This is a genomic window from Timaviella obliquedivisa GSE-PSE-MK23-08B (genome assembly GCA_019358855.1).
In the GTDB taxonomy this organism is placed as follows: domain Bacteria; phylum Cyanobacteriota; class Cyanobacteriia; order Elainellales; family Elainellaceae; genus Timaviella; species Timaviella obliquedivisa.
This window is the reverse complement of record JAHHII010000004.1, coordinates 445,743-463,808: the sequence shown is the minus strand read 5'-3', so window position 1 is coordinate 463,808 and position 18,066 is coordinate 445,743. Positions and strand designations below refer to the sequence as shown.

General features: G+C 48.5%; 16 protein-coding genes and 1 pseudogene. 7 read left to right on the top strand and 10 right to left on the bottom strand.

Annotation, left to right across the window (positions count from 1 at the left end; translation table 11 throughout):
* Positions 1-28: 28 nt before the first annotated feature.
* Positions 29-805 carry a response regulator transcription factor gene (locus tag KME11_10590; GenBank protein ID MBW4515660.1) on the bottom strand — a complete coding sequence of 259 codons (777 nt, stop codon included), beginning with the start codon at positions 803-805 and terminating at the stop codon, positions 29-31.
* 372 nt (positions 806-1,177) lie between these two features.
* Between KME11_10590 and KME11_10585 the strand changes: the two genes are divergently transcribed.
* The gene (locus tag KME11_10585; GenBank protein MBW4515659.1) at positions 1,178-1,426 is read left to right on the top strand and encodes a hypothetical protein; all 249 of its coding nucleotides are present in this window, start codon (positions 1,178-1,180) and stop codon (positions 1,424-1,426) included.
* A 126-nt stretch (positions 1,427-1,552) separates the two neighbouring features.
* On the opposite strand, the gene grxD is transcribed toward KME11_10585, so the two are convergent.
* The 4 genes from grxD to KME11_10565 form a co-directional block, all read right to left on the bottom strand.
* Entirely contained in the window at positions 1,553-1,876 is a 324-nt protein-coding gene (grxD, locus tag KME11_10580) for a Grx4 family monothiol glutaredoxin (protein MBW4515658.1), read from the bottom strand.
* 57 nt (positions 1,877-1,933) lie between these two features.
* Positions 1,934-2,188 (bottom strand): BolA family transcriptional regulator, encoded by a 255-nt coding sequence (locus tag KME11_10575; protein ID MBW4515657.1) that lies wholly within the window; start codon positions 2,186-2,188, stop codon positions 1,934-1,936.
* Positions 2,189-2,234: 46 nt separating this feature from the next.
* Positions 2,235-2,891, bottom strand: coding sequence for a hypothetical protein (locus KME11_10570; GenBank protein ID MBW4515656.1), 657 nt, complete (start codon positions 2,889-2,891; stop codon positions 2,235-2,237).
* A 124-nt stretch (positions 2,892-3,015) separates the two neighbouring features.
* Positions 3,016-5,625 (bottom strand): CHAT domain-containing protein, encoded by a 2,610-nt coding sequence (locus tag KME11_10565; protein ID MBW4515655.1) that lies wholly within the window; start codon positions 5,623-5,625, stop codon positions 3,016-3,018.
* 484 nt (positions 5,626-6,109) lie between these two features.
* Between KME11_10565 and KME11_10560 the strand changes: the two genes are divergently transcribed.
* The 3 genes from KME11_10560 (at position 6,110) to KME11_10550 (ending at position 9,097) form a co-directional block, all read left to right on the top strand.
* Positions 6,110-6,280, top strand: a complete 171-nt coding sequence (locus tag KME11_10560; protein MBW4515654.1) for a ssl1498 family light-harvesting-like protein — start codon at positions 6,110-6,112, stop codon at positions 6,278-6,280.
* A 258-nt stretch (positions 6,281-6,538) separates the two neighbouring features.
* Positions 6,539-8,764 carry a tetratricopeptide repeat protein gene (locus KME11_10555; protein ID MBW4515653.1) on the top strand — a complete coding sequence of 742 codons (2,226 nt, stop codon included), beginning with the start codon at positions 6,539-6,541 and terminating at the stop codon, positions 8,762-8,764.
* 78 nt (positions 8,765-8,842) lie between these two features.
* Positions 8,843-9,097 (top strand): hypothetical protein, encoded by a 255-nt coding sequence (locus KME11_10550; GenBank protein ID MBW4515652.1) that lies wholly within the window; start codon positions 8,843-8,845, stop codon positions 9,095-9,097.
* Positions 9,098-9,211: 114 nt separating this feature from the next.
* Here the strand turns inward: KME11_10550 and KME11_10545 are convergent, their stop codons facing one another.
* A complete protein-coding gene (locus tag KME11_10545; GenBank protein MBW4515651.1) occupies positions 9,212-9,946 on the bottom strand; it encodes a glucose 1-dehydrogenase in 735 nt (244 codons plus the stop codon).
* Positions 9,947-10,062: 116 nt separating this feature from the next.
* Between KME11_10545 and KME11_10540 the strand changes: the two genes are divergently transcribed.
* Both KME11_10540 and KME11_10535 read left to right on the top strand, forming a co-directional pair.
* Entirely contained in the window at positions 10,063-10,410 is a 348-nt protein-coding gene (locus KME11_10540; protein MBW4515650.1) for a winged helix-turn-helix transcriptional regulator, read from the top strand.
* A gap of 105 nt (positions 10,411-10,515) precedes the next feature.
* Positions 10,516-11,712, top strand: a complete 1,197-nt coding sequence (locus KME11_10535) for an MltA domain-containing protein (protein ID MBW4515649.1) — start codon at positions 10,516-10,518, stop codon at positions 11,710-11,712.
* Here KME11_10535 and KME11_10530 read toward each other — a convergent pair.
* Positions 11,665-11,880 (bottom strand): type II toxin-antitoxin system HicB family antitoxin, encoded by a 216-nt coding sequence (locus KME11_10530; GenBank protein ID MBW4515648.1) that lies wholly within the window; start codon positions 11,878-11,880, stop codon positions 11,665-11,667. The genes KME11_10535 and KME11_10530 overlap by 48 nt on opposite strands.
* A gap of 136 nt (positions 11,881-12,016) precedes the next feature.
* On the bottom strand, positions 12,017-12,685 hold the full coding sequence (locus tag KME11_10525) for an NAD(P)-binding domain-containing protein (protein ID MBW4515647.1): 669 nt from the start codon (positions 12,683-12,685) through the stop codon (positions 12,017-12,019).
* A gap of 289 nt (positions 12,686-12,974) precedes the next feature.
* Here KME11_10525 and KME11_10520 point away from each other — a divergent pair, with 289 nt between their 5' ends.
* Positions 12,975-14,150 (top strand): MFS transporter, encoded by a 1,176-nt coding sequence (locus KME11_10520; protein MBW4515646.1) that lies wholly within the window; start codon positions 12,975-12,977, stop codon positions 14,148-14,150.
* Between the two features lie 62 nt (positions 14,151-14,212).
* Here KME11_10520 and KME11_10515 read toward each other — a convergent pair whose 3' ends face one another.
* Both KME11_10515 and KME11_10510 read right to left on the bottom strand, forming a co-directional pair.
* Entirely contained in the window at positions 14,213-14,572 is a 360-nt protein-coding gene (locus KME11_10515) for a hypothetical protein (protein ID MBW4515645.1), read from the bottom strand.
* A gap of 15 nt (positions 14,573-14,587) precedes the next feature.
* Positions 14,588-18,031, bottom strand: a pseudogene (locus tag KME11_10510) (phytase).
* Positions 18,032-18,066: the final 35 nt, after the last annotated feature.

Below are 18,066 nucleotides of genomic sequence, written 5' to 3'. Positions count from 1 at the left end.
CCACGTCGAAAAATTAAGCAGCGATCGCCTAGCTCTCTGCCACCTTCAGCGCAGGTACAGCCGCCTTGTGCCTTAAGCGTTGCCCCGCATAATCTGCTAGATTGCTTCCGTTCACCGCCTCCACATTGAAACGATACCCAACATTCCTCACCGTTTGAATGAGACTGGGTTGGCGCGGATCAATCTCAACCTTTTTGCGCAGAGAAAGAACGTGTGTATCTACTGTCCGATGATTATCGATTTCATCAGGCCAAGCTTTTCGCAATAACTCGGTACGAGTTAAGGGCAACCCCCCTGCCTGTGCCAGAACATAGAGTAAACTGAACTCTTGAGGCGTTAAGTCAATATGTTCGGACTTAATCCGCACTCGCCGCTGAATTAAATCAATTTTGATGTCGCCGTAATCTAAAGAAGCAGGTGCATTGATTGAGCGGCTGCGACGAGTCAGCGCTTCGACTCTGGCTAAAAACTCTTGCATCCCGAAGGGCTTAGTCAGGTAATCATCTGCACCTGCCCGCAATCCTGCTACGATATCTGCTTCAGTGCCTTGCGCCGATAGCATCAGAATCAATGCTTGTCGCTGCTGTTGTAGCCAACGGCAAAATTCTAGCCCATCGCCCCCAGATAGCTCAGAATCTAAAATCACTAGGTTGGGCTGACGACTCAAGAACATTTCTCTAGCCTGTTGAAAATCAGCCGACTGATTAACCCAGTGACCCACCTGTTGCAAATGCCACCCTAGTAGCGATCGCAAATGGGGATTTCCCTCAACAATTTGGATACACACAGATCCTACAGCGGTCATGATTTGTTATGAGTCTTCATTTTTAAGCGTATCAGAGGCTTAACCATAGTTCTGTAAGCACTGCTACTTCAACTCGCTAGCTTTACTCTAGAAAACTAGATGTAGAAACCGAACCTGCAAAAGTCCTAAATTAGCGTTGGAAATAACATAAAATATAAACAGTTTAAGATGTGTTTAAAGCATCATCTACTACTTCATAAACAAGGCATTCTTAGAATCTAGAAATAGATGAATATTAAGGATGATTGCACTAGGGTAGGCTACTGAGTAAACTGCACTTATTGATATTGGTATCAGATAAGTGCCTTTACTGACCTGACGATCGCTGCTTCACACATTAGTCGTACTTGGGAGAGGTTCTAGAACATCAATATGCTCCAGGATGCCATAACAATTCGCTATTACCAAAGGCTCACCGACGCTCTGGTCGAGCAATGGAATCGAGGATATCGCTACGACGAACTCCGATTATATCTAGATGGCTACTTAGCTGCCCTGCGCCAATCTAGTGCTATGGAACCCTATCTTATTCACCGTTTAGAGGAAGAGGTGTCTCGTTACTTGTACGACCCATCTAACTTTGAAATGCCTCAACCTCAAACAGAAGTAGACTACCGCTAACGCCGTTTTTTCTGTCTGAAGTTAGGTTTGGCTTTGAGTCCATCTGAAAATTGACCCTTCTCAAAATATCCCCTTTAGTGTATTCAAAGCATCTAGAGGGGATATTTTTAAGTTTCACGCTAGTTGTTATGAGGCAAGAGCAACTTCAACCATTTGCTGCAACTCGCCCTTCTGGTAAAGCTCAATCATGATATCTGAGCCGCCTAAAAATTCGCCATTGACGTAGACCTGGGGAATAGTGGGCCAGTTAGAAAATTCCTTAATGCCATCCCGAATTTCTGGGTCTGCCAACACGTCGATCGTTTCATAGGGCGCGCCTAACATATTTAAAATTTGCACGACATTGTTAGAAAAACCACATTGGGGCATGAGTTTGTTGCCCTTCATGAAAACCATGATTTTGTTTTGCTGGAGGAGATCATTAATCCGCTGTTGGAGTTCTGGAGTCATAAGAGTTACAAATACAAAAATGCCTTTACAGTTCTATCCTACCTGCTACTTCAAATCCTAAGCAGACTGAGCCGCCCATTCTTCAGGCGTATAGGTTTTCATGGTCAGCGCATGGAGCGCTCCGGTTGCCATTGCTGCTTGCACGGAGCCATTGACAAGCTGATGCTGTTGAATCAGACGCTTGCCTTCAAACTGCGATGACACAACCACGACTTGATAGTGGTCACGAGTTCCGGTCAGGTCTTGCACTTGCACTTCGGCATCCGGTAGTCCGGCTTTAATCATGGCTTCAACTTGTTCTGGGCTAACCATCCAACGCTCCTAAACAATAGACAAACAACACCCTAATTTAGCAGTTCTATCGAGGTGCTGGAGTTGGAGCCGCCGCTCCACCCGCTGGAACTGAAGGCGCTGGAGCGGGAGACGCTGGAGCGGTAGGAGTCGCTGCATCACCGCTTCTAGGGAAAGGCGAATCGACAAATCCTAGTTCAAAAAGCTGTTGGTAAGCCCGTTTACCTAAGTCACGGGTTGGGTTTTGGCTCCGAACGATTTGGACTAACAAGGGTACAGATAGCTCGGGCTTGTTGTCGGCGCGGTGTACTAGGGCAAGCTGATAAGTCGCCTCGTCTCGGAGTTGGGCAGTGGCGATCGCCTGTTGCCGTTGAGCATCTGAAATCCGAGGATCGATACCCGAGAAGCTCGCGGAAAGCTCTTGATAGAAGCCAGAAAGCTGATTCAACACTTCGCGCGATTGCTGAAGTCGTTGAATGGCTAAAGGATAATTTTGAGCCGATACAGCAGTTTTTGCTTCCTGCATTAGCCCCTGTGCGCCTGCAATACTCAGCAAATTATTGTTCTGAGCTAAGGGTCGTAGCTCCTGATTGGTTGGAGATTGAGAAATTTGCAAGTCGCTGTTGGGCAAAGAAATCGTCTGAGCCTGTGCGCCTGAACCGAGCAAAGTCGCTGCCAGGAAACCCAGGAATGACGAAGTATAAAGCAATTGGGAAACTACCATGAAATTACTCAGCAAAGGGGTGCGATCGCGAACGAATTTGAACTTGGGGTATATTACCATTGCAATCTAACGATTCATTAAAACTTTTTGTACAATTGCTTACCAAAGACGGCATGAGAATAATTCACGATTCTCGGGCTAAAATTTGCCAATCTTTAATTGCCGACTCGCTCCAAAGCCAGTTTTTGCTGAGAGCTTGAGGTTGAAAGTTAACCGGATCATTCCTTAGCACCATCTGATAAATCTTGCTAGCTTTACTCGACAAATTGGTTTGCGGTCGAGTCGGATCGTTGACCACCTGACGTAACGCCAAGGCAATTCCGGCATAAATCGTCAGGGTTTCTTGGTCAGTATTATCTGGAAGACTAGGAGGGTTAGGGGTTACTGGATTGGGGCTAGGGGTTGCTGGATTAGGCACGCTGCGGGTTTTCTGTCGAACTTCTAAAATATCAAGGGCATCTGCCCAGGCTTGAATGGCTTCGCGAGGACGATTTTGAGCATAGTAGGCAAATCCTAATGCCTCATGATATTCCACCGAGTTAGGCTGTGCTCTGACAGCGCTTTCCCAATCGCGGACAGCATCGCTAATTTGGTAATCAGGATTGCCCGATTGCATTGATTGCCACGCCAGTCTGCCTCGAAGGTAGCAGATACCCGGAGCATCAGTTTTTTCGGCAGGGATGGATTGAATAATGGCGGCTGCCTCTAGCAGCGCACCCCGGTCTAGCAGAATGCCGAGAGCCTGTTCAGCTTCGGGCAGTTGAGCTTTGTTAAAGCGATCGCTGGCGATCGCGGTCAACTCTTTCGTCTCTTTATTGTGTAGATCCTGCGTTGCGCCTAAAAGGGTTGGTGCCAGGGGAACTCTAGACAGCAAAGCCGCCCATTGCACTTGGGGCACCAGCCAGTAGCTGAGGAGGGCGATCGCTAAAGCTCCAGCCGCTCCAACAAAAGGCAGCAATGCTTTTCGTTCGGCTGTCCCAAGTCGGGTTTTGCTTGACCTCTTTTGAGACTCTACATTGACCTGAGATTGCTTTGGAGACGCAACAGAGAGAGGTTGAAAAGAAGAATTGATCTGAACTGCTGCCACCTCTTTTTGGAGAGCAGTATTGCTAGGATTGGCAGTAGTGCTGGGATTTGCAGGATTACTAGGATTGGTTAAAGTGATGCCTGTAGGATCTGAATCAGAGTAGGGTAGGGTGAGTTCTGCCTCTTGACGGGTTGAGGTTTGCCGAACGGGCACAGGAAGGGGCGACCGTGGCGGTATCTGCGAAGCAGCACGGGGGGTTAATTGCCCTAACAGATCGGCTACTAGTTCGGCATCTTCTTCGTCACTTTCTTCAGGATATTCCAGGTCATCTGCCCAATCTTCTAGGTCATCTTCTTCTAGAACTGCATTCCATACCATTTCTTCTTCACCTGGCTCAGCAGGCAAAGGCAGGTTAGACAGCGATGCCGCTTCAGCGACAGGCAGTGAACTGAAACCATGGGGCATCAGCACCAATCGATCGGCAGGATTATCGAAGTTGCGATCGCCAGGGGTCAAATACCCGTCAAATTCAGGATGCTGATACAAAATGGGCAACGCCCAGTAAACCTGATTAGAGCCGTAGGTAGAGATCAGTCCCTGCCTAGCACGACTCAGGCTAAGGTCTACCGGATAACCCTGCTTGAGGTTGCGATAAAATAACCAGGTCAGCGTCAGTGCAACGTTATCGGGGATTTGCTCAGCCATTGCTAAAACAGCCGGAATGCCTTGGCTAACCAGGGCTTCAGCCAGATTCCGATCGCGATCGCCCTTGGGTTCGGCGGCGGTATGAGCGCCTCGGCAAGAATTAAACACCGCCAATCGCACCCCATTATTGACCAGCAATCCTGCCAAATCATCACCACTCAAAATTTCGGTTAAGCCTGTGCGATTGTTCACCAGATAAAGACTACCGCCCGCTACACCCAGGTCGCTGTGTCCAGCATAGTGCAAAATCTGATACTGTCCCTGCTCTAAAGCTTGAGTCAATTGCTCACGGCCAGGTTGACTCAAAAGCGTCAATTGAATGTCGGGAGAAGAGGTGCCATCAGCGATCGGCTGGGTTCGTAGCTCTTGCTGAAGTTGGGTTACCTCTTGCTGTAGCTCTAGACGCTCCTGGTCAGTTGGCGCGGAAATGACCAGGAGAATGCGCAAAGGCTGATCTGGCTCAATGGTCAACGATGCTCCATCTCCCACCAATCTAACGCCAGGCTGATAACGCGAAAAAATTACGTTAATACCACTGGCTAAAGGCAGACTGCTCTGGACTCGCTCAATGGGCATGTCGTTACTGTAAAAAACTTCCCAGGGCAAGCGAGGCAGCAGAGCGCCTTTAACACCTAAGCGTAGACGCAGTGCCTCTCCCCGGTGCTGTGCAATGCCCTGAGCCGTAACCCAGCTATCGCGCAGAGTGCCTTGAAAAATGGCGCTGTAAAGCTGCTGCCCAAGGGCTACAAGACTTAAAGAAGACTGGTTTAAATTAGTGTTAGTAGGCAGATTGAGGGGCGGTTTGTCAGAGGTAGCGCGATCGCTTTGCAACAGGCTAAGCAGCGGATTGTCCATGAGATGGCGGGCTTGTGCCAGCCAATCTTCTACAGACCAAGTTACCTGTTCTTCCGCCAACGGAACTCCTGGTTCAACTCGCTCAGTCCGCACCAAATATCGATCATTCCCCACTGGGGTTACAGAAACATGAAACTCCTGTGTCACTGGCTCAGCACTCCCACACGTCAGTTCTCATCACATACAGCATTGGGTTCTTGAAGGTACCCCATTAAATAAATGCTTGAAGATTCCTGAAGGGCAAATCTATCTCTATTAGAACCCCTCAAGCTCTATTTCGGCATGACCTATCTTAAAAACTAGACTGACTTGAGCAGCAAAAAGTTCTTGGGTTGAAAACCGTGGTTAAGACCTGCAAGTACAATTTTATCAACAGAGTTCTCTAAATTCGTCCGGATACCCGCCATTAAGTCTAGAAGATTGGAATGGTAGATGCACCCTGATATGACTCCCCTCAATTCCTGTCACTAGGAACTGAGGGGTTTTTCATTAGCTCCTAATTTTTCATTAGCTCGAAATCTCAAATTATTTTTTAGCCACGGGTAGACGGTTTACCTAGCAAATAGTTCAATCTGCCCCACAAATCTTATAGAATCAGTAAAACTTTTGAAATGTTGAGGAATTAAGTCCTATGCCCTACACCGAAGAAGAAGGCGGGCGGTTAAATAACTTTGCGGTGGAGCCGAAGGTATACAAAGCAGAGCCTCCCACAAAGCGCCAGCAAATTCAGTACGTTGTTCTAGGATTGGGGGCGGTTGTCCTGGTAGTAGGACTATTCTTCGTAGCGTTTGCTGTATCTTAGGTAAGGCAAGAGAAGAGATTTATGAGACTCTAAGCAGCCTCGAAAATTGTGCCAGTACAACAAGTGGCAGAATTCCTGGGTCTTAATCCTGAATCTTGACGGATTGATTGTAGAGGGATATATCTGGGCTAAGCGATATCACGATTGTTTCATCGTATTGCTGTATTGATTTTGACATCACTCAATCTCAGTCAAGCAGTGCATGAATCAGAGTCCGCAGAGTCAGAACTATCCCTCCATCTGCCTGAGCTTCCTCCCGTGACAGACATCTCTTCTCGCAAAATTTTGGGGCAAAATCAGCTTACTTACCAGCGGCTCAAAGTTTCTCTGAGTTTAAACTTGCGCCGTCAGATTTTTGTGGCAGTCTGTGACGATCTACTATTGCGCGATCGCCTGGCAACCCAGCTTCATACCGAGCTTGCAAAATCAAAGGCAGAACCTCGTCGCTATCCTCGCCTTGTCAGCCTTAGTCTGAACCTGAATGATCCTAACCCCATTGTTCAGATTGCCCAGTGGTTACGCCAAAATCCTCCTACTACTGCCAGTCGGCGGGTTGCCCCCATGCCTGCTTTCCAAATAATGGGAGTTGAGCAACTCACGCGGCAGTCAGCAGCAACACAAAGGTTATTTTTTACACATCTTCAAAGCATTGAGCATAGTCTGCCCTTGCTAGAGTCAAGCCTTTTAATCTGGACGACTCAGCCCTGGTTTCGGACGTTGCCTCAGTCTGCGCCAGATTTTTGGCATTGTCGGACAGGCGTGTTTGAGTTTGTGGGCGACCCCACGCCCTTGCAGAATAGTGGGACTTGGGAAATTGGCACCAGTGGCTCAAATATTCGCCTTGGTGAGTTGCCCCCCAACGACAGCCAGCCCGATCGCCCTAGTCAGCCAGATTTAGACCCGGACTTACACTCAAACTTACACAAAGAAACCTCTCGTCTAGACAATCTCTCTTCTGTAAGTCGGCGGTGGAATCCAGCTTTAAAGGCGGGTTTAGAGGATGATTCCTCACAGCCTACCTCGGGGTCAGCACCGATCGCGATCGCTATTCCCTCTAAGGCTCCGGCTGCTGCTGTTACCTTTCCAACTGCTGTGCCAGTTCAGGTGGTGGCAGATCAAGACAAAGATAGTGCCGCTGCTCTGGCGCTTCTGGCGGTTGAGGAAGAAGAGGCAGAGGAAGAAAGAGAGGCGACCATTGCAGTATCTGCGAAGCAGCGCGCGCTTTTGCCGTTGCCTCATCAAATTGAGCTACTGAAACAACGAAACGCTGCTCCAGAACTATTGGTAGAGGCGTACCGAAATTTTGGCAACCTTTACCGCGATCGCATTGAACAAGGAGATGCTTCTCCAGAAAATATTACAACTGCCATTCAAGCCTACGAAAAAATTCTGCCACTACTGCCTGAAGCGTCTACCCTGTGGGTCGATGTTCTCAATGATTTAGGCAGTCTGTATTGGATGCTCTCTCGGACTCCCTTCGACTTAACCATTGCCCTACACCACCTCAAGAAAGGTATTTTGGCGTATCAGCTTGCTCTTACCAAGGTCGATTTAGCCGCTCAGGCAGACGTTTATCCTATGGTGCAATGCAATCTGGGAGCGGCTTATACTGACCTGGCACGCTATCAAGATCCGTCACAAAATTTGGCGTTGGCGATCCGGTCTTATCAAGAAGCGCTGCGGCTGAGAGGGGCGGAAGTTGACCCACGCCGCTATGCTTCGACCCAAAATAATTTGGGCACAACCTACTGGAACTTGGCGCAGCATCAAGAGCCTGAGGTGAACCTAAAGGCATCGATCGCTGCCTATTCCGAAGCGCTTTGCCACTACGACCCCCAGGAAGAGCCGTTAAACTACGCCATGATTCAGAACAATTTAGGTACAGCTTACTGGAACCTGGCACAGTGCCATTTGGCAGAGGGCGATCGCCCCCAAGATTGGCTAAATTTGGCAGTTACCGCTTATCAACTGGCTTTGCAATACCGGACTGTACAGGCGGCTCCCGCTGCATTTGCGGCTACTCAAAATAATCTAGGTACTGCTTATTGGCACATTGCAAACCAAGCCGACAGCCCCGCTCAAAAGCTCGATAATTTACGACAGGCGATCGTGGCTTACGAAGCAGCTTTAGAGGCAGCCGAAATCATGACAAGGCAGCAAAATAACTCGATACTGCCTGCAACGCTCAGCTTCGATATTTTTGCGACCTCTAACAATTTAGGGTTGGCATACTACCAAGTTGCTACCGATTCTAAGGCGGGTTTAGATGGGGTGATGCAATCGGCTTATTTAGAATCGGCAATGCGGCATCATGTTCAAGCTTACCAGGGCTGGACAGCCCGCCCCGAACTTCAGCAAACCGCTTTTAGCTGCATGGTGCAAACTTGTCGGGCTTTTTACAGTCAGTTAGGAATTGTGGGTCAAAACCTGGCGCTTTCTCTCATTCCTGGACAACTGCTTCCAGAAGTTCTACCCAAACTGTAGACCTATGCCTTGAATGTGGGCATATTGACGGGGTTAGCCTCTAGCCAAGGCATTTGTCGTAAGGCGATCGAGAACCCCATGCCCAGAACTCCTAACGAATTTGCAGTCCACATCCTGATTAGTGGGGGACACCGCGAAGAAATTCGGTTCCCAACGATTCAGGATTTTCAGAAATGGTACAGCACTGAACTTGTGCCCAAATCGGGTTCGAGTGAATTTATTAACGTCCCCATTAAAAACATCCAAGGGGAATACATGGTCGTTCGCCCGACGGCTGTCATGGCGTTGCGGGTCGAACCCGTGTTTTCAGGCAGCGTCGATCGCGGTTATTAGCGCTTCTCAAAAGATGTACTTTCTTGCAGATTCCCGACTTCTTAAAGAAGCTGGGAATTTTTTTAAGAGCACATCCCTACAGTGTTCCTATCTCTCTTCTCGCTTTTTTCTCATTTATAAAATGCCGCCATTCACATGAATGACCTGTCCGTTTACCCATCGCGCTTCATCTGATGCCAGAAACGCCACAACATCGGCAATGTCATTGGGCTGCCCCAATCGACCTAATGGTGTTGATTGAACCAATTGCTCTAAAGTATCCGCAGGCATGATTAAACCATCAGTATTGGTGATTCCTGGTGCAACCAGGTTTACTGTGACACTACGATGCCCTAGTTCTTTTGATAAGGCAAAGCTAAATTGCTCGATCGCAGCTTTACTGGCAGCATACAGCCCTCCGGCAGGAATGCTCTGCTGAGTTGCACCACTCGATAAGCTGATGATGCGTCCATCGTTGCTAATGTGTTTTGCCGCTTCCTGCAACGCAAAATATGTGCCTTTTGCATTGGTGTTAAAGACGCGATCGAAGTCTGATTCTGTCATGTCGATCGTGGGTTTGTAAACCGATACACCAACATTGTTGACCACAATATCAAGCTGCCCAAATGTGTTGAGAACTTGTTGAAATAGACTGCGCGTACTTGCGATATCACTGATATCAGATTGAACCGCGATCGCCTCTACCCCGTCGCTTCTAATTGTTTCAACCACTGCTTCTGCCTGATCTCGATTGCCAGCATAGGTAATAGCCACGTTTGCCCCGTCATGCCCTAACCGTTCCGCGATCGCTCTGCCAATTCCCCGCGACGCTCCTGTAACAAGTGCTACTTTTCCTGCTAAATACGCCATTACCCTGTTTCCTGAACTAGAAAGGTTTTGCTCAAACCCTAAGGTATACTTCTACTGAATTTTTGAGAAGTACTTACTTTTTTGTAAGCTCCTACAAGCTCAGAGGAGAATGATTAATGCAATTAGATCAGGCTGATAATACATCCTTCGTGCAGATGACGCTTAAGGTCTTGGGCGGTAAGTGGAAGCTTTTGATTTTGTGGCATCTTAAAGATGGTGGCAAACGATATAGCGAGTTAAAACGGCTGATTCCTGAAATTAGCGAAAAGATGCTGATTCAGCAACTCAAGGAACTTGAAAAAGACACGATTATTAGCCGCGCCACATTATCAGTGATGCCTCCAAAAGTTGAGTATTCCTTCACACACTATGGCAGAACTCTCATACCCGTTTTTCAACCCTTGTGTGAATGGGGACAGGAGCATCTTAAACGAATGACCCAACAAGCAACCGATTCATGTTGATCAATTTTCAAGGATCAAGAATATAGATGCTTTCTAATGCTATTGATCTAATGCTATTGATGTGAGAGCGGATCTTGCGGTTCATAGGAAATTCAGTGTAATGCCATGCTTATTCGATCGCCCTTTCTCAAAAGAGACTCCTGGAAGAGAGGCTACGTCGCCGCCCTCTTTTGCCTCAGTCTTCTAATCTCCATAACCTTTGCTACGCCACTGATTCAACCTGCCCAGAGTGCCGACCTACCGCTACAACGGGTTGAACTCGCCGAAGACTCGACGGGCTTGGATCAACAGCTTTGGGGCACGGGCAACGATCGCCAAGCTCTGCTGAATTCTATTGATTATTCCTTGGGCTATTTGCGCTCGCCCTCCGCTGCTAATGCTTATCAGCGATATCCTGTTCCGGGTTTTTCCTTAGAGCGCGTGCGTCGGAGTCTCGTCCGGTTTCGGCAGCTTATCACAGTGGCACGTTCACCCGAAGAACTGCAAACCTCGGTACGGCAGGAGTTCGATCTGTATCAGTCGGTAGGAAATGATGGCAATGGCACAGTGGGTTTTACGGGCTACTTTCAGCCAACCTATGCGGCAAGCCGAGTGCAGACCGCCGAGTTTCGCTATCCGCTTTATCGAATGCCTGCCAATTTAGATGGATTGGGCAACCCGACGCGGCTAGATCTGGAAGGGCGAGATGGATTAAGCGGGAAGGGTCTGCTGCGAGGGCTAGAACTGGTGTGGTTGCGCGATCGCCTCCAAGCTTATCTGGTGCAAGTACAAGGCTCAGCGCAGCTTCAAATGACTGATGGCTCGACCTTATCAGTAGGCTATGCCGGACATACGGATTATCCCTATGTCAGCATGGGGCGCGAGTTGGTTAATGCGGGAAAGTTTCGCTTAGAAGAGCTAAGTTTGCCCGTGTTGATTCAGTACTTCCAGCAGAATCCGGCGGATATGGATGTTTATATTCCCCGGAATAACCGTTTTGTGTTTTTCAATGAAACAACAGGAACTCCGGCAACCGGGAGCTTGGGCGTTCCGGTAACGGCAGAGCGATCGATCGCCACTGATAAATCTTTGATGCCGCCAGGAGCGTTGGCTTTCATTCAAACCCTGATTCCTCAAAGAGATGAGGCGGGTAATTTGGTGCCGCAGCCTGCAAGTCGGTATGTATTGGATCAAGATACGGGCGGGGCAATTCGAGGGGCAGGACGAGTCGATTTATTTATGGGAACGGGAACGCTGGCGGGCGATCGGGCGGGGTTAATTAATACTACGGGGCAGCTTTATTATCTTTTGCTGAAGAAATAGAGGTGCTTGCTCGTCCCGAATCATCTCAAACACATGAACGAGTTCAGCTTGAGCCTCTTCTGGAGTTTGTCCCCAGGCATGGCAGCCTGCAACTGCCGGGACATAGGCAACAAAGGTTCCATTATCATCAGGACGCAACACGATAGTGTAATTTCTTAGCGATCGCATAGGGCTAGAAGGATAATAGTGATCACGAAACTAGCATATATTGCCTAAACAGTAGGCGTTCACACTGCGGACTAAAAAAAGAAAGTCTATCAAGCGTATTGATTAAGTTCTAGTACAGCGCGGTTATTAGGCATTTTTAGTATGTACCTTTACGGCGTTCTCCAAATCTTGGTTCAGCACGAGGAGCCTCAATAAAGCCGGGTGTGACAAGAGCATTTCCAGTTGCAAACATATAAGTTCTAAGAATGTCTGCTTGTACTTCTAATAACCACGCATTAGATAGTAAACCAAAATCGACAACCTTAAGTCCGATATCGTTCAGTAGTTCGGTAACAATTTGTTTGGCACTTTCATCATTTCCAGCAATAAAAGCTTGTATACCTGCATCTCTGAGTGCTACCGCATTGCAGTTGAAAACTTCCATTGCCTGATTATTCAATGCTTTCACAACTTTGGCAGAGGGAACGTCTTTTTGAGTTGCTTCGGCTAAAGAATTGAGAAATTCTTCAGGCTTGTACTCACGAGGAAAATCCCGATTATTCAAATCTATGATGACTTTGCCTGCCAACACTGAGGTTGATGCTAGAAAACTTGAAGGCACAGCACGTACAGAGCTGGCAATGACCTCACAAGAATCAGCAACCTCGTCATTCGTTCCACCAGTCGCACCTGTACCAATTTCCTCAGCTACGCCACGAGATTTTGCCGCATCGCGTGAACCGAAGGTTATTTGATGCCCTGCTGCTAACCAAGCACCTCCGAGCACTCGCGCCATGTTACCACTGCCCCAAAATCCTATCTTCATACTCAAGTCCTAACTCATCTAGCTTTAGGTTAATCGATAGGTATAGGATACCTAACTTGTTTATTAGAAAGAAAGTTTCTGCATATCATTCTAAGTTGGGTGGATCGGCAGAATCTTCCCGTCTAATACGCTGAACTAAGATGGATCAGAAAAATCTTTCCACACATTTTCAGATTTAATCTGGCTATCAGCGATCGCCCCCTCACTACTCATGCTTTAATTGCTGCACTCAAATTTTGATGCGATCGCCATTGCCCGATACAATCGATCTGCTCCCTGAAAGTTTTTTATGCATACTAAAAAGAACGTGGCGCTCCTCGCAACCTGCCAAGCACTATCGATGACTAGCATTACCATGTTGTTTACTGTTGCAGCTTTAATTGGTAGTCAGTTGGCAAGCGATCGCTCATTGGCAACGTTGCCGATCGCCTTGCTACAAGTCGCCGTCATGCTCACCACAATTCCGGCTTCACTGTTAATGCAACGCCGAGGTCGTCGTTTTGGGTTTGTGGTCGGCACCCTGGTTGGTATTGCGGGTGCAGGAGTAGGCATTTGGGCAGTGCTGGGAAGAAATTTTCTAGTCTTTTGTATCGCAATGATTTTGTTGGGCATCTTTAACGGGTTTACCGGATTTTATCGATTTGCGGCGGCTGAGGTGGCAGAGGAAGAGTTTCGGGCGCAGGCAATTTCGTTAGTAGTGGCAGGGGGCGTGGTAGCGGCATTGGTGGGCCCAGGACTGGCAAATTGGGCGAAAGATTGGTTCCCGGCAGCGTTTGCAGGGTCATTGGTGCCTATTATTGTGTTGCAATGCTTGACGCTGGGCGTGTTGGCGGGAATAGAGATGCCGCCGTTGGAGAAGATAGATTTAAAGGGCGGGCGATCGCTTCTTACCATCATGCGTCAACCTGTATTCCTGGTTGCGTTGCTAGGCAGCGTCATGGGCTATAGCGTCATGGTTCTCATTATGACGGCAACACCATTGGCGATCGTAGGTTTTCAGCATCCTTTTCATGAGGCAGCGACTGTTCTTCAGTGGCACGTATTGGGAATGTTTGCACCGTCATTTTTTACAGGATTTTTGATTGCTCGCTTTGGTGTGCTTAAGATTATTTTATGCGGTATTGCGTTGAATCTCGTCTGCGTAGCAATTAATGCATCAGGAATCGATATTTTTCACTTCCGATCGGCGTTGCTGTTGTTGGGTATTGGCTGGAACTTTTTGTTTATCGGTTCTACCACGCTGTTGACTCAAGCCTATCTGCCTGCTGAAAAGGCTAAAACCCAGGCAGCCCATGATTTTCTGATGTTTAGCTTCGTGGCGATCGCGGCATATAGCTCTGGGCACATTCTAAACCATGGCGGCTGGGCAGTCGTGAATTATGCGGCGTTGCCAGGACTGGCGATCGCACTCATTGCAGTCCTATGGTTTCAGCAACAACACGTTCAACAAACTAATGAAGGGTGAGCAAGCTGCCCACCCTTTAAAGAAATATTTAGATCAATAGATCAACAGTCGCATAGCCAGATCTAAACGGTCGGGAATGTCGGAATTAATGCACTCGCTTCAACGCCTTTGACAGTTCCTAGAGGGTTATTACTACCCGCTAGTTGCATCAAAGTATCTTTAGCATTATCTCCAGTACCTTGGGTAATAAGCTGCGGAAAACCAGCGTTAATGATTGTAGTGCGATCGCCTTCCATCACATTAAAATCAGCGATGATGTCGGAGCCTGCGCCAATTGCAAAGCGATCTTGCCCTGAACTGCCTAGCAACGTATTATTTCCAGATCTACCTCGCAGTAAATCATCTCCTGATCCGCCTGAAAGTTTATCATCGCCCCCTAGTCCCAAAAGCGTATCATGACCGTTCTTGTCTTCGTTCATCATCAGCGGCTTAAGATTGCGAGGATTAAAGCTAGTGTCGATCGCCAACGGCTGAGGCAAGGCTTGGGCGACTCGTTCCCAGGGTACAAACTTAAAGTTGGTGTTGATATTCTCACCCTCTTCAAGCACTGCTGGAAGGTTATCGCCATCCTGAGTAATAAATAAGCCTTGCGGATATTTCTCACCCAGCGGCAAGTTAATCACCTCAGTACCGTCAGATTGCTGTGCGCCATCAATGGTGCCATTGCTGCCAACCGCAAATGAGCCTAAATAGCGATCGCCAGCCCGACTGTAAACCGCGTAGGTGCTGTCGCCTTGACTGGATGCCAAGAGATAGCCCGTGCCGCTTTTACCATAGTAAATCGTCAGCCCCTCGACATCTGCTGTTAGTTCCTCCCCTTCCGGCTTCACGGCTTGGATTAAGGTGCCCTGAGTGTCTGCTGTTGGCTCTGCCTGGTACTTCCAAATTCCGCGCTGCTCTTGTCCTGCGTACAGATAGCCCAGTTCTTTATCCACCACCATGCCTTCAAACTGCGAGTCTTCTAGTTCCTTACCGGGTGGAATTGGCGCTGAAAGGGTGCGAACTGTTTTTGCATCAACGGTACCGTCGTGGTTGGCGATCAGTTCGAGTTGGGCAATTTTATTGTTTTCGCGCTGGCTGACAAAAGCGTAGGATTGACCGCTAACGCTGGTGTAGGTGGCAAGACCATAAGCTGTCTCGCTGCCATCGTCGATGCCAAAAATAGAAGCCGATTTAGCGCTGAGAGAGGGCGCGGTGATATCGATCAGTTGGCGGGTGAGCGGGTCGATTGACCAGATCGTCAGGGTGTCGTTGCGACGATCGGTGGCGATCGCTAAATCTATAGTTTTGCCGCCCACCTGGAAGTTATACAAAACATCCACGTTGTTGTAACGGCGATCGCCGTAGGGCGTAACGCTCAAATCTTGAGCCACCGTCCCGTCTAAGTTGAAAGTCGCCAGTCCCCCATTTTTTAGTGTGCCTAACACCAGGCTGTTGCCTGCATCGGTCGGATCAACCCAAACTGCCGGATCATCCGCATCACCCAGAAACGCAGGGTGGGGAACCAGGGCGCGATCGTCACTATCAATTACTGAAGGCGTTTCAGCAGTTGGTAACGCTGTTAGCAGTTGATTCGCACCCAACGCTAATACCTGCGTAAACTGCGTTGCGCTGAAGTTGTTATCACTGACCAGAACAATACTCTGGCGACCATCCGCCAGTTTGGGGCCCCAGGTAATGCCCTCAATATTGTCGGTTCCCATTGGTAGTTCAAGCGTATCCAGGTTGAGGATCAGTTGCTTGTAGGCGGGCTGAATCGCTGCAAATTCTTCGGCGCTTAGGCTGCTAAGTGAGCCAAGAGTGCTGATATCAGTAGTGCCTTGCAGACTGACTTGATAGATTTTGATGGTGTTGCCTACGCCCTGCGCAAACGATCGCTCCACCGCCAGCAGGGTGCCGCGATTATCGATCGCCAGCAAATCGACCAAACCATTATCTTTAAAACCTGTTGCAGGTACGGGATCAGCCGCGATCGCGTCGGTCACATACAAGTACTCTTTTTCGGGTTGCCCAGTGACCAAGTTGTATTGCAAAATGCGCGATCGGCTGCCGTCTGTTCGCGTTGCTGTAGCACCATCTTGGAATAATGCGTTCTCAGTTGCCGTGTACAGCGTCTTTTGATTAGGGCTGAGGGTCAGGCTTTCAAACGCCAGGTTATTACGAACACCAGACTTTTGCAGATCACCAACATCTACCAAGCCGCTACCGTTTGTATCTTCAACAATAGGTAGAAACTTGGTAGGAATAGGAAGCGATCGCACTTCTTGTCCGGTCACTAGTGAGAACTCTTTAATGAACGGTGCTGTTACTCGTCCGGTACTGGGATTCGCTTCCCCCTCGGAAGAAATGAATACCGTTCCGTTCTCTGTCAACGCAATGCCCTCTGGATCGAGACTATTAAGAGTAAAGAAATTGCCCTGAGCATCTTTAAGTGGGGTGACGTTGGTAAAATTAACCGTCGGCGTGCCGCTAAAGTCGGCGGTAAAGGTGTAGAACCGAGCCGGGGCATTTTGGGAGCGATCGTCTGAAATGGCGTAGTACTGCTGATTTTCCGCATCATACGTCACGCCGGAAAGCCCGCCTACCGCGACCGATACACCGTTGACGGTGCCTGCTGCACCGCCAGGGATAAAGCCGGTAGGGAAAATGACTTCGCCTTGAAGATTAGGTTGGGCGATCGCCTTTCCCGGTTCAGCCAATGTTCCTGGCAATGGCACCTGGATATCTGTCCAAACCAAACGATGATCAGAACTCGGAAAACCGCCTGGCAGCCTAGGGTCAAATGTGCCGACTAGCCGAAATAACGGATCATCATTAGAGGGCCAGAAGACCCGAGAATCTGTGATGGTTAAATCGGCTGAAGGCAATACATAATCGGCGCGCAGGTTGCCCGGATTGGTATCTGCAAAATCAGCCGTATCAAAGTTAGGATTGCCTTTTTGCGTCAGATTTGCCCCTGCCTGAAGTGCCGCTTGTTGGGGTGCGCCGGGACTGGTCGGAACATTCGCAGTATTGATTCTGGGGTTTTGAAGTAATTGCGTGATGGCGTTATCAAAGCTATCCCCATCAAAAGGATCAGCGTTTTGGTCGCCCATAACCACAAAACTAGAACCTGCGTTTAGTCCGCCCTGCTGTCCTTTGTCGTCGTAAATGTAATCTTCTGAGGCAATATAATCTGCCCAAAAGCGAATCTCGTCATGATTCTTTTTGCCGTTGCGGTCTTCAACGCCATCAAATACAGGCGGCGTTGGATGACTGACCAAAGCATGAATGGTTTTGCCGTTGACTTGAATGGGCACATCCCAGTGGCTCTTAGACGAGAGCGGTAGGATTGCTTGCTCTGCTGCCGAATAGAAGGGAGTGCTGCCATCAACGCTGATGGTGGGCAGCAAAGAACCGGGCATATCCTTCCACAGAAAATTCTGGAAGGTACGCACGTTGGCGGTATCGATGGGATATTTCGACAGCAACACCATACCAAACTGTCCTGGAAAGTTGCCAAACCCAAAGGCATCGTTTCCGTAGCCAGGAGCGCCTACCGTGGTCACAATATTGCCGTTGTTATCCAAATCTAACCCAGACGCAATCCCCGTATTAGAAGGAGCAATGTAAACGTAGGGATAATCAACAGGATTCGCGCCGTTCTGCCCGATCGCCAAATAGTTTCTCTTGAACAAGTCAACGGGCTGAAGCGGATTGCTGGCAACATAGTCAAATTCGTTAATCAGCAGCACATCAGGATTCGATCGCTGAATAATTTCAGCCACAGCCTTTGCTTGAGCATTATCAGGTGTCGATAAATCTTTAACCAAATCCCCTTCGTTGTTGCGATTCAAGGAAGCGTTGAACTGAGAAAACCGAATGGTTGATTGAGGTTCGATAATGCCTAGCTTGACTGGGGTTGGCTCCTCGTTTA